Here is a 14,638-nt window from a genome sequence, read left to right as displayed (position 1 = left end):
TAGTGAAAGCCCGTCCATTTGGATGGGCTTATTTTTTTTGATTACAAACCTAACAACTGTTTCTTTTTGGCGTTAAATTCTTCTTCTGTGAGAACGCCCATATCCAATAATTCTTTAAATTTTTTCAGTTCGTCGGCTGCAGATGTAGTAGCTTGTACTACTTGTAGTTGAGGTTCACTAGAACTATTCTTTAATTCATCCAGCACTTGATGAATGTTATTATTAATTGATGCTGCTGACACTTTATCTAAAGCAATATTAAATTTTTCTTGTGGGGTGTCGATAGTCAGGACACCAAATACTAACCCTGTTTCAAATGTTATATCATTAATTTTTTCGTGAGCTACTGCTTTAAACTTTTCACCAGTCAAAGCTTTTTGAGCGAACATAATGCGTTTATTGGAGATAGCATAAGCGTAATTACTATCATGTTTTGTTGCGGATTTATAATTATGTAAGCCAATAAAAGTCATTAGAACTTTTTCATCTTTAATCAAGTTCTTTTCGATAATACCAAAGTGTTTTATTCCCCATTTTTCATTAAAACCAGAGCCAAATTTATTATCTATACAAAATTGATACATACCTATAGCAGTGGACATTGGATCATCACTATGTCTTGCATTTTTTTCATCAATTATAGCTTTGATTTCTTCAATTGTTACTTTAGCTACGTTTATTTTAGTCATTCCACCAGCTTTTTCAAGGCAAGTTGGGCAAATCCAAGCTTTAGATTGTTTTATTTTGAATCGATTTAAACCTACATCACTATCACAAACGCCACATACTACTTTCAAATCAAAAAATCCCATAATTAGTCCTCCAGTTACTTTTATAAATAATTCCAAACACTACAAATATACTACATTATGGGATTTTAATCTAAGATGGCTTTGAATCTAGTCTTATATCCTTTGATTAATTTTCCAACCAATTATAAATTCCATTTTGCTTTCTGGCCAACTCAGATGCAGTATTTCTCCATGCACCATAAATGTAGCCCACAATATCCTTACGAACCTTATTTTGCTTATAGTTTAATACAGCTTCTTTAAACGATTTAATAAAGCCATCCACATGATCCAGAGTATTTACTTTTGATTTCTTAGCAGCTAATTTTAAACGACTCCATAGTCTATATATTTCACTAGCATCATTAAAGAAAGGTCTTACAGAATCAATAAATACATTTGGAATGTTTGATGATACATACGTGTAATCATAAAATTCGATAGTGTTACTTTCTTGTTGGTTATTACTATTTTCGCTAATAGCTGATACTTCTACTTTACGTATGTTTTTAATCTTTTGTTTTAAAGTAGTAGTTGTTTTATATTTGGTAGGACACTTATCATCCTTTTTAGTAGGGGTCTTGTCGGACATTTCCTTATTAATAGGTTGAATTTGAATAGCATTAGCTGTTTGTCTCATATTAGTGTTTCTTTTCATTGCAATCTGACGGATCATACCTAAGTCTTCTAATTTCTTCATTAAACGTTGGACAGTTTTATAAGACACTTCCAACTTGTCAGCAATCGTATTTTTACACATGTAGCTTACACCGATTTGCTTACAGCTATGGCGCTTTAATAGCTCAAGTAATGTAATTAGTCTAGCTTGTACATCTACACGCTTAATAGACGTACTGATAACGTCTCTGTATGCTCTAACTGTTTTATTTAAATCTTCTAGTTCAGTAAATGTTGATAAGTTTTTATATGCTATTTCTCCAGCAATTACATCTATACGCTTCTTCATAATCTCCGTCTCCTTGTGGAAACAAAAAAGCAATGCTGCCTTATTGACAAACATTGCTTAAGAAACGTACATCATGTAAAATAATCACATGAGTACAGCAAGTGTTTGCCTAGTTAGGATAGGCGGACGGTATAAGGATGTGTCACCATCACTTATACACGTTGTGCTCTTTTGTTGTTTTGAGATTTATGTATTCATATTCAGTCACTTGCGGAGCTGGTAAAACGGAGGTGCTTTTTGAAGGTATAGCAGTTGCGCTTGCCAAAGGTAATCGAGTTTGCATTGCAACGCCAAGAACGGATGTCGTATTAGAACTTACGCCACGCTTGAAACGAGCTTTTCCAAACACAACAATAGCTGCTTTGTTCGGAGGTAGTGAAGATAAAAGTGTTTGTGCGCAACTTGTCATTAGTACAACACATCAATTATTAAGATATTACAAAGCATTTGATACATTGATTATTGACGAAGTTGACGCTTTTCCATTTTCGGTTGATCGCACTCTTCAATATGCTGTCCAAAAATCTAGAAAAGAACAATCCTCCCTCATTTATTTAACAGCTACACCATCAAAGGATATGAAGCAAGCAATGAAGACCAATAAACTCCCTTTTGTTACAATTCCTGCTCGGTTTCATCGTCATTCAATCCCAGTACCGCAATTAAAATGGTGTGGTAACTGGATAAAGTCGTTCTCAAAAGGAAAGATCCCCGCTCCCGTACTTAACTGGTTTCTTCAAAAACTTCAAAGTAAAACTCCTTTCCTCATTTTCTTCCCCAATATCGAATTGATGAATCAATACGTAGTTTTCTTTCAAGATCATTACAAAGAAATAGTAGCCGTGTATGCAGAAGATGTTGAACGGAAAGAAAAAGTTAGCAGGCTGCGTGAAGGAAAGATATTAGGTTTGCTTACAACAACTATTTTAGAAAGAGGCATAACGATTCCTAAATTAGATGTAGCTGTTGTTGGAGCGGAAGAAGATATCTTTACAGAAAGTGCTCTCGTACAAATAGCAGGCAGAGTAGGAAGAAGTGCTACTCATCCAAGTGGAGATGTTATCTTTTTTCACTATGGAAAAACAAGAGAAATGCTAAAAGCAGTTAAACAAATTCAAAATATGAACAAAGAAGCTAGAGAGCGAGGGTTAATAGATGATTAATTTATTTGCCAAACAAGTTTGCTGGCTTTGTCAAAGTGTAAGTCCACTGACGTATTCATGGATGTCGCTTTCGCTCAAACAAGACCATATTCATGTTTGCGAACAATGCAGACATCAGTTTCTTCCATTAATAGGTCCCCGTTGTACGAAATGCTCAAGAATGTTAGAGGAATTAAAAGAAGACTATATCCATGGAACAGTCTGTCATGATTGTTTTCGTTGGGAGCAACAAGACAGTTGGGCAAACACGCTCGATCATAATATATCTTTCTATAAATATGATACCTTTCTAAAAAATCTTATGGCTCGTTACAAATACCGTGGTGATTATGCCATTGCCGATCTTTTTGCGAAAGATATCAAAATAGCACTATCTAAATCTAAGGTTGATTATATTGTGCCAATACCTTTAAGTGAAGAACGGCTATTGGAAAGAGGCTTTAATCAAAGTGAAGCTTTAATTAGGAAAGCTATGCTTAAACCTACTAATTTACTAGTTCGTATTCATACAGAAAAACAATCTAAAAAGTCTAGAAAGGAAAGAATGGATTTAGACAATATCTTTCAACTGCAACAGGCAGTGAATGTAAAAGATAAAAATATATTCCTAGTAGACGATATATATACTACGGGATCTACATTACGCCATGCGTCAAAAACACTACGAAGCGCAGGAGCAAATTATGTGTCTTCTGTCACAGTTGCGAGATAAAATAGTATATGAGTTCAACATCTATCATTATTCTATAGAAGTAAAAACCGATAACACCATCATCAGGCATATAGTGAATTTTTCCGAAAGAGGGGATTTCTATGGGGGAAATTGCGAACTGCCCTAATTGTTCCGCTATATTTTCTAAGTCAAAATTTCGAGATGTTTGTAATCAATGTTTTAAAGAAGAGGAAAAAATCTTCGAAATGGTTTATCAATATATTAAGAAGAGAGAGAATCGGACAGCAACGATCGAACAAGTAATTGAAGATACAGCTGTTGAAGAAAAGCTAATGTTGAAGTTTATTAAACAAGGCAGATTAAAGCCTTCACTTTATCCAAACCTTCGTTATAAATGTGAAAAGTGTGGAGGATTAACTAGAGAAGGTCAATTATGTCCCGACTGTAAAGAAGCTATGGTTAAAGAGTTAAAATCTTTCGAAGCCGAAGAAAAACGAAAAGAAGAAATAAAAGAGAGAGAGCGTCGCAATACGTATCACGTAAATCATTTTAATGATTAATATAATCCCTTACTAGCTTTTCTTAAGAGATAAGAAAGTATATCATTTCGCGTGGTGTATAGCTCAGGTCCATACAGAGCAAAACGGGCGCTTCCGCTTTTCTTATATTGTTTACGAACTTGTTAGAAAATTGAATAACAATGCTTCATTTTTATTATATAATATAAAAAACAGTAAATTCTAACTAGTTTCATGGATTATCTAAGTGTGAAGGGGGATTCTACTTATGGGGGACATTTCTAATTGTCCTAATTGTAATGGTATATTTCTTAGAACAAAATTTCGAGATGTGTGCGATAAATGTTTTAAAGAAGAGGAGTTAATCTTCGAGAAAGTGTATCAATATATAAGGAAAAAAGAAAATCGTAAGGCTACGATGGAGCAAGTTATTGAAGATACAGGTGTCGATGAAGATCTACTAGTTAAATTTGTTAGAATGGGTAGATTGAAGACATCGCAATTCCCAAACCTAGGATACAGATGCGAAAGTTGTGGCTCCCTTATCCATGAAGGTAAATATTGTACAGCCTGTACTAGCAACATGCAACACCAATTAAAAACATTCGAACAAGAAGAAAAACGTAAGGAAGAAATATTAGAAAGAGAAAGAAGAATAACTTTCTATACGAAAGAAAATCAGTAAACTGCGTGATGATGTCATGCGGTTTTTTTCTTTAGCTAATTTATGTAGGAAACCTACTATTGGATTTGTATAAATACAAGGTTACACTTATATTTATGAGGTTTTAGCTTATTTTTTCGAATAGGTAATTTGACCAAAAAGGGCAGATGACGGTTTTTTTATGCATTACTAAAAAATGTTACAATAAATTAAAACTTATTAAATAATGACCGATATTGTATGTAAGATGATGTGTTACGGTTTCGAAAGTGAGGGAAGTGAATATGAAAATCAATAATGTAGGTCCAACTGGGATGAATCCTTATAAGACAAATCTCAATAAATTAGAAGCAAAACAGTCTCTTTTCAATAAAAAAGACAAAATCGAAATTTCTACTACTGCAAAGGATTTACAGCAATCTTCACAGATTGTGGCGCAAAGACAAGAAAAGGTTCAACAATTGAAGCTTTCCGTCGAAAACGGAACATATAAACTAGATCCAAGAGGAACGGCAAGAAGTTTAGTTGACTTTTATTCGAAGAAGTAACATCAACTTCCGTTACGAGACTCGAAGGGAAGAGGAGGATCAACATGACTGCCGCATCAATTATTAAGCAACTCGATCAATTAATTAAGCTCCATAAAAGTCTCTTAAAGCTTGCAGAACAAAAAACAGAAGCTATTACGAAGAATAATATAGAGACACTAGAGAAGTTGTTGAATGAAGAGCAAAAGCATGTGAAGGCTATTAATCAAGTTGAAAGCCAACGTCAAAAAGAAGTAAAAGCTTTCTTCGTTCAACACCCAACTGCTTCAACTTCAAATATGGTAGATGTCATTTCTTACGTACAAAATCACGAAAAAGAAAAGTTGACTGCTCAAAGAGAAGAACTGTTACAAATCATTAATGAACTTAAACATAAAAATAATTTAAATCAAAAGTTAATCTTTAATTCACTACAATACATCAATCTAACATTAGACATGCTTAGACCACAGGATGCTGTATTTAACTATGACAAACCTGCACAAACTAGTCAACAACCTCCGAAGCGAAGCATGTTTGATTCACAAGCATAAAAATAAACAAATGGAAACGGAGGAACGGTTATGCGTTCAACCTTTTTTGGATTAGAAACGGCAAAGCGTGGTATGTATGCACAACAAGGGGGATTATATGTAACCGGACATAATATTGCGAATGCGAATACACCGGGATATTCAAGACAGAGAGTTGATTTTGTACAATCAACTCCTTATCCAAGTCCAGGTTTAAATCGACCTGGTTTCCCTGGTCAAATGGGTACAGGGGTTGAGGCTGGATCGATTACACGTGTACGTGATAGTTTCATAGATACTCAGCTTCGCACACAGAATACCAACCTAGGTTATTATGGTGGTATGAGAGATTCATTAGTAAAAATGGAAGAAATTATGAATGAACCATCAACAAGCGGTTTGCATAGCACTATGGAGAAATTCTGGAATTCGCTACAAACGTTAGCGAATAATACAGAGAATAGTGGTGCTCGTGATGTTGTAGCTTCTACAGGACAAATGGTCGCAGATACATTCAATTATTACTACAATTCTTTAAGTCGTGTGCAACAGGATTTGGGGAATCAGATTGCAGTTACAGCAAAGGATATTAATGATACGTTAAATAGTATTCATCAATTAAATCAGCAAATAGCTGAAGTGGAACCGCATGGTTTCTTACCGAATGATTTATATGATGCCCGTGATGCTTTGGTAGACAAGCTTTCAGGATTAATCAATATTAAAGTAACAAAAGTGAAGCCTGATGAGTATGGAAATGCGAAAGTAATTGCTGAAGGTCTTTATAATATTGAATTGGTAAAGGCAGATGGGACTTCTTATACAGGTTCTGATGGTAATCCAATAAATTTATTAGAAGTAAATAGTACAGGAGAACTTCAACAACCTAACACAATCAAAATACAGCCGGACCCACTTACAGGACCCGTCACTGGACTAACGGTAGGGAGTGAGTCTCTTCCGGGGAATGAGTTGAATTTTTCAGGTGAGTTAGCTGCACTAATTGAAAGTTATGGTTATTCAGATGGAGCGGAAACGAAAGGGCATTATCCTGAGATGCTAGACCAGTTAAATAAAATGGCTAAAGCTTTTGCTGATGAGTTTAATGCTATACATAGAGAAGGGTACACTCTAAATGGAGGTATTAGCGGTAAAGATTTCTTTGTATTTGATTCAAATACAACTGATTATGCTAAGAATATTAAATTGAACAGTGATATGAAAGATCCATCACAAATAGCAGCAGGATTAGGAAATGGCGATGCAGGTAATAATAAAAATGCTCAAAAGTTAGCTGACCTAAAAACAAAATCTTTTGCCGAATATTCTACAACAGTACCGGAAGGATTATCAGGAAATCTAGATACTTATTATTCTGGTATTATAGGAAAGTTAGGTGTCGTTTCACTAAGCGCAAAGCAAGATTTCGGTAATGCAAGTGTTATTGCCGCATCAATCGATGAACGACGTCAATCTGTTAGTGCGGTCTCATTAGATGAAGAGATGATTAATATGATTAAATATCAACACGCTTACAATGCAAGTGCTCGTAATATAACAATAGTTGACGAGATGCTAGATAAAATTATTAATGGAATGGGTATTGTTGGTAGATAAAGGAGTTGATAAATATGCGTGTTACACAATCAATGTTGAGTAATAATACGTTAAGGCATATAACTAATAGCTATAGTAGATTAGGTACTCTTAATGATCAGCTGATAACAGGTAAGAAATTTACGAAACCATCTGATAATCCGGTTGCTGCAATGCGTGCAATGGGCTATCGAACAGACTTAAACCGTATAGAGCAATATCAACAAAACATTGGTGAAGTGAAAAGCTGGGTTGACACAACCGATGATGCTTTAAATCATGTTGTCCTTGCTATGCAAAAAGTTCGTGAGCTAACAGTACAAGCTAGTAATGGTACACTTGAAGAAAGTCAGAGATCATATGTTGCAACTGAAATCGAGCAATTAAAGGAGCAAATTTCAAATATTGGAGATAGTCAAATTGGCGGAAAATACATTTTTGGAGGTACTAAAACAGACCAAAAACCTTCGGAAAATGATTACGCTGGAACGGGCTCTATTGAGGTCGAAGTGTTTAATGGAATTAAGCTACCAGTGAATACTGAAGGTGGAGATTTGTTTCCAAGTATTGTAGGGACATCTACTAGTAATGGTGTACTATCTGACCTAATTGATACATTAAATGATGAAACCAGCACTTCAGATGATATTAATGCTTTTTTAGGGAAACTAGATGAACAAATTGATAATCTATTAAAAGAGAGAGCTAGTATTGGCGCTAGACAAAATCGAGTAGAGCTTATGGAAGATCGATTGGATAGCCAGGAGGTATTCTCTACACGTATTCTTTCAGATAATGAAGATATCGATTTGGAAAGAACGATTATTGATTTAACATCTCAAGAGAGTGTACATCGTGCAGCTATGGCTGCGGGAGCGAAAATTATCCAACCAACACTTATGGATTTTTTAAGATGATATAAATATATAGAAGCTATTCCATGGGGATAGCTTTTCTTTGTAAAGTCAAAAAGAGGTGATTATAAGTGAGATTGCCACAAATAAGAATTCAATCACAGCCGGCATTAATTTCTTTACAGCCAAAAAACGCAATTATCGAGCAACAGCAGCCCCGTGCAGATTTAGATTTACAACAGCCACCAGCTGAATTGAAGATGGAAACAACACCATCTAAGTTGACAATTGATCAAACTGCTGCAAGAGAATCGATTGACTTGAAGTCGATTAAGAAAAGAATTGAAGAATTCGCTGATGAAGGACATAAAGAATGGCTAGAAGGAATCGCAAGAAGAGCTAAAGAAGGCGAAGAATTGATGAGAATTGAAGATGGTGGGAACCCAATTGCTGCACATGCTAAGCAAAACAGTGAAAGGCCAGAAAAGCAATTCAATATAGGATTCGTCCCTCCGTTATTTAGTGTTAAATTACATTATGAACCTAGTAAAGTAGATATTCAGGTACAAGTCAATAAAGTAATTAATAATACGAAAACGAATAAACCAACTCTAGATTACACACCAGGTAAGGTTGAAGTAGGGTTAAGACAACGAGAATCTTTAAATATTGATTATGTGAATGTCAATTTTCAAGCATAGGGGGAAAATATAAATGGAAATCTCCACAAAATATCATGACCTAATAGAAGTAGACGAGCAAGACCTTTGGTACTTTCCAAATGGAGTACCTGGATTTGTAGAGGAGAAAAAATTTGTACTATATCCATTAGCCAATAATGAAGTATTCTCCATTTTACAATCGGTATCACATAGAGAAGTTGCCTTCATTGTAACGAACCCATTTGTATTTTTTCAAGACTACGATTTTACCCTAGATGACAATGTTATTTCTTTATTGGAATTAGAAAACAGAAATGATGTTTTGCCCCTAGTTATTTTAACATTAGGAGATTCTCTAGAAACGTCTACTGCAAATTTACAAGCGCCAATTATATTAAATATGAAGAACCATCAAGGAAAGCAAGTTATCTTACATGAATCACCTTATAGAACTAAACATATTCTATCTTCAAAAGTAGCGCAGGGGTGATTAAATGTTAGTACTTACAAGAAAAGTTGGAGAATCCATTATTATTGGAGAACAAATCGAATTAACTGTAGTAGAAGTGAAAGGTGATCAAATTAAACTAGGCATTGCAGCTCCTAAAGATATCGAAATCCATCGTAAAGAAATATATGAAAACATTCGAAATGAAAATAAAAATGCTCTTAATAATGTAAGTAATATAGAAAAGATATTAGGAATAAAGGAATAAGACTAAATGTGCAAATTTTATAAAAAAATTTGCAATTAATACTAAACCAAATAGAAAGCTCGACGATATATATATTGTAAAGGAAAGTGATGAACAGTCGTCACCCTTTCAAATTCAATAGAGTTCACAAGGATGTGAACTTATATATTCAAGGAGGAACTATAAAATGAGAATTAATCACAATATCTCAGCTTTAAACACGTATCGTCAAATGGGTGCTAACCAAACTGCAGCATCTAAAAACATGGAAAAATTATCATCAGGTTTAAACATCAACCGTGCTGGAGATGACGCAGCTGGTCTTGCTATCTCTGAAAAAATGCGTGGACAAGTTCGTGGATTAGACATGGCTTCAAAAAATGCACAAGATGGTATTTCTTTAATCCAAACTGCTGAAGGTGCATTAAACGAAACACATTCTATTCTACAACGTATGCGTGAGCTAGCTGTACAAGCTGGTAACGACACTAATACAACTCAAGACCGTGAAGAAATGCAAAAAGAAATCAACCAATTGACTTCTGAAATCAACCGTATCGGTAACACTACTGAGTTCAATACTCAAAAGCTATTAGATGGTAGTAAAGATACTACTACACAAGCAGCTAATGCTGTTGCTGGGGTAGTCGGTGTAAAAGGTGAATATTCAGTTGCGACTGGTACAGCAGATCATACTATTGGAGGCAAGACCTTCACTTATAGTACTACTGGTGATGGAGTAACTACTTTTAAAGATACAGATCAATTATTAGCATTAATAAATAAAGATACTGATCTAACTTCTACTTATGATATTAAGAAAAATGCTGCGGGTGACGGAATTGAATTTACACAAAAAGTAGCTTCTGGCACAGCTTTAACAGGAGCAACAGAAGATGTAGCAGGTGTAACAGCAGTAGCGGCTAAACCAGCAGTAGAAGCTGGTGTTGAATTGAAGTTCCAAATTGGAGCTAATGAAAATCAAAGTATGTCTCTTGAGATTGCTGATATGAGAGCAGAAAAATTAGGTATTACTGGAACAGGTGATAAGTTCACTACTACTGCAACAGTAAATAATGGTACAGATTCAACAAATGTTGAAAATGCATTAGATGTTTCTAACCATGCTAACGCTGCTAATGCTGTCACTGTTATTCAAGGAGCAATTGATAAAGTATCAACTGAACGTTCTAAACTAGGTGCAAACCAAAACCGTTTAGAGCATACAATTAACAACTTAGGTACATCTTCTGAGAACTTAACAGCTGCTGAGTCTCGTATCCGTGACGTTGACATGGCTAAAGAAATGATGGAAATGACTAAGAATAACATCTTACAACAAGCTGCTCAAGCTATGCTTGCTCAAGCTAACCAACAACCACAAGGTGTTCTTCAATTATTACGTTAATATTTTTAAAGAGAGAGACTCTAGATTTTCTAGAGTCTCTTTTTTGTTTTATGAAGAAGGTATAAATGGAAAGAAGATAAATGTTTAAAAAACAGTAGTCCTACTTCCTTTAAAGTGTAAGGGTTATTTTATAACTTATATAATCAATTATTTATTAAAGTACCACTATGTATAAAAAATATAGTTATTAATCCGATATATACATAAAGGCGAAGTTGATTGAGAGGAGAGAGTTTTATTGATCGATAAGTTATCAAAATCTTTACCTATAATATCGTCTAAGGCTGTTGACACAAAAAATAAGGTTGGACAAGAAGTTATTCAAGACAACCAACAAGAAGATTTAGTTTCTTCAGGGTATTTAAAAGAAGATATAGAAAATGTAGTAAATAGTATGAATCAGTTTTTGCAGGTATCAAATACACATCTGAAGTTTGAATTTCATGAAGAATTACAAGAGTATTATGTTGCAATTGTAGATAATGTTACACAAGAAGTGATTAAAGAAATTCCTCCTAAAAAGATGTTAGATATATATGCTTCGATGACAGAATTTTTAGGATTATTGGTAGATAAAAAGATTTAGAGGAGGATCTATTTATGCGAATTGGTGGTTTAGCGAGTGGAATGGATATAGATTCCATTGTCTCGGATATGATGAAAGCGGAACGTGTTCCTTTAGATAAATTAACGAAGAAGAAACAGATATTAGAATGGCAACGTGATGATTATCGAGCAATGAATACATTATTATTTAATTTTAGATATAATGAATTATCAAACATGAAGTTGACTACTCCGTATCGAGTAAGGTCAGTTGCTTCTTCTGATGATAGTAGAATTACGGCTACAGCTACAGGAAATGCAAATCCAACTGCTTACTCTATTTCACAAGTTAAGCAACTTGCGAAAGCAGAAACAATAGTAAATGGTGGGTCAATTGGTAAAGTAGATGCAAATAAAGGTTTGTATTTAGGGAAAGATTCTTTTTCACAAAAGAATGATGCTGATTTTGGTTGGCGTCAGGGAGCTGTTATTAATGAAACTATTGATGTAAACGAGTCGGGAAAGACATTTAATTTAGTTAAGGCGAAAGATGCAAATAATATAAAAGATTCCACGGTAGATTTAGAATCATGGAGTGTTAAAGTAAATGGTAAATCGTATGAAGTGGTAGTCGATTCCGCATTAACAGAACCAGTAAATGATAATCAAGTGTTAGTAGGCAGTGATGGTTCTTTAGTTTTCAAAAATGAATTAGAAAAAGGTAGTAAAATTAGCGTAGATTATATCGGGAATTTAAAATCAGAAACGGTATCTGTTTCACCCGATTCCACTATTCAGTTATCACAAGTAGGTCTTAGCTTTCCTAAAGAAGTAGGTAAAGATCTTTTATTTACGTTAAAGACGTACAACAAAGATACTGGAAAAACAGAAGAAACACAATATAAAGCTGTTACAACAGGTGTTGGTGAGAATATTAATATTGTTAGTACAGATGGGAAGGATACAATTATTGGAACAATTGACGCTACAACAGGTGAATTGAAATTTTCAAAAGATGCTCCAGTAGTTGATAAAAATACTAGTCATACATTGGAAGTGAAATATTCGCATCAATACACGACTTTTTCGATGAACACTAATACATCTTCTGGTGCACAATATGAGAATTTTATCATTACTGGTAATGATACGTTAAATAATGTTATGCAAGAAGTCAATGATTCTAAAGTAGGTGTGTCTATGTTTTATGACACGGTTCAGAATCAGTTGACTTTAACACGAACAGAAACAGGGAGTTTTGGGAAAGATGGAGAGCTCACTGGTAAAGGAGAGGTCACTGATCAAATATCTTTTAAGGGAGCTTTCATTGAAAACGCATTGCAGTTTGGTCAAGGCGTAACAAAAACATATGCAAAAAACGCAAATTTTACAATCAATGGATTAGAAACGTATCGTAGTTCCAATACCTTTACAATTGAAGGTGTAACTTTTAATCTAAAACAAACTTTTAATATTGATGGAACTGAAAATAACCCAGTAAGTATAGCGGTTACGAATGATACTCAAAAAGTATATGATAATATTAAAGGTTTCGTAGATAAATATAATGAAATAATTGGTACTATTCAGGGCGAATTGAATGAAAAAAGATATAAAGAATATCAGCCTTTAACAGATGAAGAAAGAGAAGGTTTAAGTGATAAACAAGAAGAAAAATGGGAAAATTTAGCGAAAAGTGGATTGTTACGAAGAGACCCTATTCTAACTAATGTACTCTCTCAAATGCGTATGGATTTTTATAGTACGGTGCAGAATGATGAGATTTCTAGTGAATATAATCAACTAGCGAAAATAGGTATTACCACATCGAAAAATTATTTAGATGGAGGAAAGCTAGAAATTTCTGAAGAAAAGTTGAAGAAAGCAATTGAAGAAGACCCACAATCTGTTGAACAACTATTCCGTGGTGAAAATGGCATAATTGATAAATTGCAAAAAAGTGTTGAGAAAACGTTGGATACGTTAAAAGAGAAAGCAGGGAATTCTAGCTCAACAAACCCAACCTTTGCCATTGGACGGGAATTAGAGGAGATAAACAGTAAGGAAACACAGATGAAAAAACGTTTGAAACAAGTTGAAGACAGATATTGGCGTCAGTTTACAGCTATGGAGCAAGCTATGCAAAAATACAACTCACAGTCCGCATATATGATGCAGTCTTTTGGTCTTGGGTAATAATAGTATGACTAATAAGGAGTGTCATGACATATGACTATGAATAATCCATATAAAACATATGAACAAAATGCTATAAATACGGTTTCTCCAGGAGAGTTAACGATTATGCTGTATAATGGCTGTTTGAAGTTCATTTCGAAAGCAAAACGAGCAATTGAAGAGAATAAGAATGAGGACCGGAATGTAAATATACAAAAGGCACAAGACATTATTCGTGAATTAATGGTTACATTAAACATGGATTATGATGTTAGTAAAAATATGATAACATTATATGAATATATTTTAGGACAATTAACCGAAGCTAATATTCATAGTGATCTCAATGCTTTAGAGGAAGCTAGTACACTAGTAACAGAGTTTCGTGATACATGGAAGCAAGTTATTCAAATTAATCGTCAAAAGCAATATCAAGGCGGAAGTGTTTAATGAGAGAATCAATTAGACAATGTTATGAAGTGACACAGCAATTATGGCAGTTAGTTCAAATGCCGAAAGAAAAATTGCAGGATGAGCATTATGAAAAAATTAATCATTACTTAGATCAAAGAGAAAAGCTCTTAAAAGATATTCATTCGCCGTTCACAGCTGAAGAAAAAGAAATCGGTATTAAAATGGTCCATTTAAATAAAGAGATTGAGCCAAATTTAGTGGGAATTAAGCAAACAATTGCTATGAAAATAAAAAACTTAAAGAAGAGAGAACAATCTACTAAGCAATATCTAGGATACGCTCAGGCCTCTCCAAACGGTTATTTTTATGATAAGAAGAATTAAGGTGATTCCAAATGGAGTCACCTTTTGGTGTTTATAGTAAAATGTGTACAATTTCTTGTGTATAGA

The 14,638-nt window shown here is 34.2% G+C and carries 18 protein-coding genes; 16 read left to right on the top strand and 2 right to left on the bottom strand.

Going from position 1 to position 14,638, the window contains the following annotated elements:
• Positions 1-41: 41 nt before the first annotated feature.
• Entirely contained in the window at positions 42-812 is a 771-nt protein-coding gene (locus tag V7014_RS02685; protein ID WP_335503918.1) for a PH domain-containing protein, read from the bottom strand.
• 106 nt (positions 813-918) lie between these two features.
• On the bottom strand, positions 919-1,758 hold the full coding sequence (locus V7014_RS02680) for a helix-turn-helix domain-containing protein (protein ID WP_335503917.1): 840 nt from the start codon (positions 1,756-1,758) through the stop codon (positions 919-921).
• A 188-nt stretch (positions 1,759-1,946) separates the two neighbouring features.
• Between V7014_RS02680 and V7014_RS02675 the strand changes: the two genes are divergently transcribed.
• The 16 genes from V7014_RS02675 to V7014_RS02600 all read left to right on the top strand — a co-directional run bounded on the left by V7014_RS02675 (position 1,947) and on the right by V7014_RS02600 (position 14,572).
• Positions 1,947-2,921, top strand: coding sequence for a DEAD/DEAH box helicase (locus V7014_RS02675; RefSeq protein ID WP_335504019.1), 975 nt, complete (start codon positions 1,947-1,949; stop codon positions 2,919-2,921).
• 160 nt (positions 2,922-3,081) lie between these two features.
• Positions 3,082-3,633 (top strand): ComF family protein, encoded by a 552-nt coding sequence (locus tag V7014_RS02670; protein WP_335503916.1) that lies wholly within the window; start codon positions 3,082-3,084, stop codon positions 3,631-3,633.
• Positions 3,634-3,734: 101 nt separating this feature from the next.
• Positions 3,735-4,154, top strand: coding sequence for a TIGR03826 family flagellar region protein (locus V7014_RS02665; RefSeq protein ID WP_335503915.1), 420 nt, complete (start codon positions 3,735-3,737; stop codon positions 4,152-4,154).
• Between the two features lie 226 nt (positions 4,155-4,380).
• On the top strand, positions 4,381-4,797 hold the full coding sequence (locus V7014_RS02660) for a TIGR03826 family flagellar region protein (RefSeq protein ID WP_335503913.1): 417 nt from the start codon (positions 4,381-4,383) through the stop codon (positions 4,795-4,797).
• 263 nt (positions 4,798-5,060) lie between these two features.
• Entirely contained in the window at positions 5,061-5,324 is a 264-nt protein-coding gene (gene flgM, locus V7014_RS02655; RefSeq protein ID WP_335503911.1) for a flagellar biosynthesis anti-sigma factor FlgM, read from the top strand.
• Between the two features lie 44 nt (positions 5,325-5,368).
• On the top strand, positions 5,369-5,857 hold the full coding sequence (locus V7014_RS02650) for a flagellar protein FlgN (RefSeq protein WP_335503909.1): 489 nt from the start codon (positions 5,369-5,371) through the stop codon (positions 5,855-5,857).
• Between the two features lie 30 nt (positions 5,858-5,887).
• Complete coding sequence (gene flgK / locus V7014_RS02645) at positions 5,888-7,453, top strand: flagellar hook-associated protein FlgK (RefSeq protein WP_335503907.1); 1,566 nt, start codon at positions 5,888-5,890, stop codon at positions 7,451-7,453.
• A 14-nt stretch (positions 7,454-7,467) separates the two neighbouring features.
• Positions 7,468-8,349: a flagellar hook-associated protein FlgL gene (gene flgL / locus V7014_RS02640; RefSeq protein WP_335503906.1), complete on the top strand. Its 882-nt coding sequence runs from the start codon at positions 7,468-7,470 to the stop codon at positions 8,347-8,349.
• Positions 8,350-8,417: 68 nt separating this feature from the next.
• A complete protein-coding gene (locus tag V7014_RS02635; protein ID WP_335503904.1) occupies positions 8,418-8,987 on the top strand; it encodes a DUF6470 family protein in 570 nt (189 codons plus the stop codon).
• 13 nt (positions 8,988-9,000) lie between these two features.
• Positions 9,001-9,438 (top strand): flagellar assembly protein FliW, encoded by a 438-nt coding sequence (gene fliW / locus V7014_RS02630; protein WP_335503901.1) that lies wholly within the window; start codon positions 9,001-9,003, stop codon positions 9,436-9,438.
• A gap of 4 nt (positions 9,439-9,442) precedes the next feature.
• A complete protein-coding gene (csrA, locus tag V7014_RS02625; RefSeq protein WP_335503899.1) occupies positions 9,443-9,664 on the top strand; it encodes a carbon storage regulator CsrA in 222 nt (73 codons plus the stop codon).
• A 166-nt stretch (positions 9,665-9,830) separates the two neighbouring features.
• Positions 9,831-11,051, top strand: coding sequence for a flagellin (locus V7014_RS02620; RefSeq protein ID WP_335503897.1), 1,221 nt, complete (start codon positions 9,831-9,833; stop codon positions 11,049-11,051).
• A 238-nt stretch (positions 11,052-11,289) separates the two neighbouring features.
• Positions 11,290-11,637, top strand: coding sequence for a flagellar protein FlaG (gene flaG / locus V7014_RS02615; protein WP_335503895.1), 348 nt, complete (start codon positions 11,290-11,292; stop codon positions 11,635-11,637).
• A 14-nt stretch (positions 11,638-11,651) separates the two neighbouring features.
• Entirely contained in the window at positions 11,652-13,793 is a 2,142-nt protein-coding gene (gene fliD / locus V7014_RS02610; protein ID WP_335503894.1) for a flagellar filament capping protein FliD, read from the top strand.
• Positions 13,794-13,826: 33 nt separating this feature from the next.
• A complete protein-coding gene (fliS, locus tag V7014_RS02605; protein ID WP_335503893.1) occupies positions 13,827-14,225 on the top strand; it encodes a flagellar export chaperone FliS in 399 nt (132 codons plus the stop codon).
• The gene (locus tag V7014_RS02600; protein WP_335503891.1) at positions 14,225-14,572 is read left to right on the top strand and encodes a hypothetical protein; all 348 of its coding nucleotides are present in this window, start codon (positions 14,225-14,227) and stop codon (positions 14,570-14,572) included. The genes fliS and V7014_RS02600 overlap by 1 nt, the downstream gene beginning before the upstream one ends.
• Positions 14,573-14,638: the final 66 nt, after the last annotated feature.

It is taken from the genome of Bacillus sp. JJ722 (genome assembly GCF_036963345.1).
Taxonomy (GTDB): Bacteria; Bacillota; Bacilli; order Bacillales; family DSM-1321; genus Bacillus_AD.
The sequence above is the reverse complement of the archived record's forward strand: the minus strand, read 5'-3'. Positions and strand labels throughout refer to the sequence as shown.

Coding starts and splice junctions, on each gene's coding strand:
- V7014_RS02685 (WP_335503918.1), bottom strand. CDS start 812: ATGGGATTTTTTGATTTGAAAGTAGTATGTGGCGTTTGTGATAGTGAT.
- V7014_RS02620 (WP_335503897.1), top strand. CDS start 9,831: ATGAGAATTAATCACAATATCTCAGCTTTAAACACGTATCGTCAAATG.
- V7014_RS02650 (WP_335503909.1), top strand. CDS start 5,369: ATGACTGCCGCATCAATTATTAAGCAACTCGATCAATTAATTAAGCTC.
- V7014_RS02670 (WP_335503916.1), top strand. CDS start 3,082: ATGTTAGAGGAATTAAAAGAAGACTATATCCATGGAACAGTCTGTCAT.
- flgM (WP_335503911.1), top strand. CDS start 5,061: ATGAAAATCAATAATGTAGGTCCAACTGGGATGAATCCTTATAAGACA.
- fliD (WP_335503894.1), top strand. CDS start 11,652: ATGCGAATTGGTGGTTTAGCGAGTGGAATGGATATAGATTCCATTGTC.
- fliS (WP_335503893.1), top strand. CDS start 13,827: ATGACTATGAATAATCCATATAAAACATATGAACAAAATGCTATAAAT.
- fliW (WP_335503901.1), top strand. CDS start 9,001: ATGGAAATCTCCACAAAATATCATGACCTAATAGAAGTAGACGAGCAA.
- csrA (WP_335503899.1), top strand. CDS start 9,443: ATGTTAGTACTTACAAGAAAAGTTGGAGAATCCATTATTATTGGAGAA.
- flgK (WP_335503907.1), top strand. CDS start 5,888: ATGCGTTCAACCTTTTTTGGATTAGAAACGGCAAAGCGTGGTATGTAT.
- V7014_RS02660 (WP_335503913.1), top strand. CDS start 4,381: ATGGGGGACATTTCTAATTGTCCTAATTGTAATGGTATATTTCTTAGA.
- V7014_RS02675 (WP_335504019.1), top strand. CDS start 1,947: ATGTATTCATATTCAGTCACTTGCGGAGCTGGTAAAACGGAGGTGCTT.
- flgL (WP_335503906.1), top strand. CDS start 7,468: ATGCGTGTTACACAATCAATGTTGAGTAATAATACGTTAAGGCATATA.
- V7014_RS02665 (WP_335503915.1), top strand. CDS start 3,735: ATGGGGGAAATTGCGAACTGCCCTAATTGTTCCGCTATATTTTCTAAG.
- V7014_RS02600 (WP_335503891.1), top strand. CDS start 14,225: ATGAGAGAATCAATTAGACAATGTTATGAAGTGACACAGCAATTATGG.
- V7014_RS02680 (WP_335503917.1), bottom strand. CDS start 1,758: ATGAAGAAGCGTATAGATGTAATTGCTGGAGAAATAGCATATAAAAAC.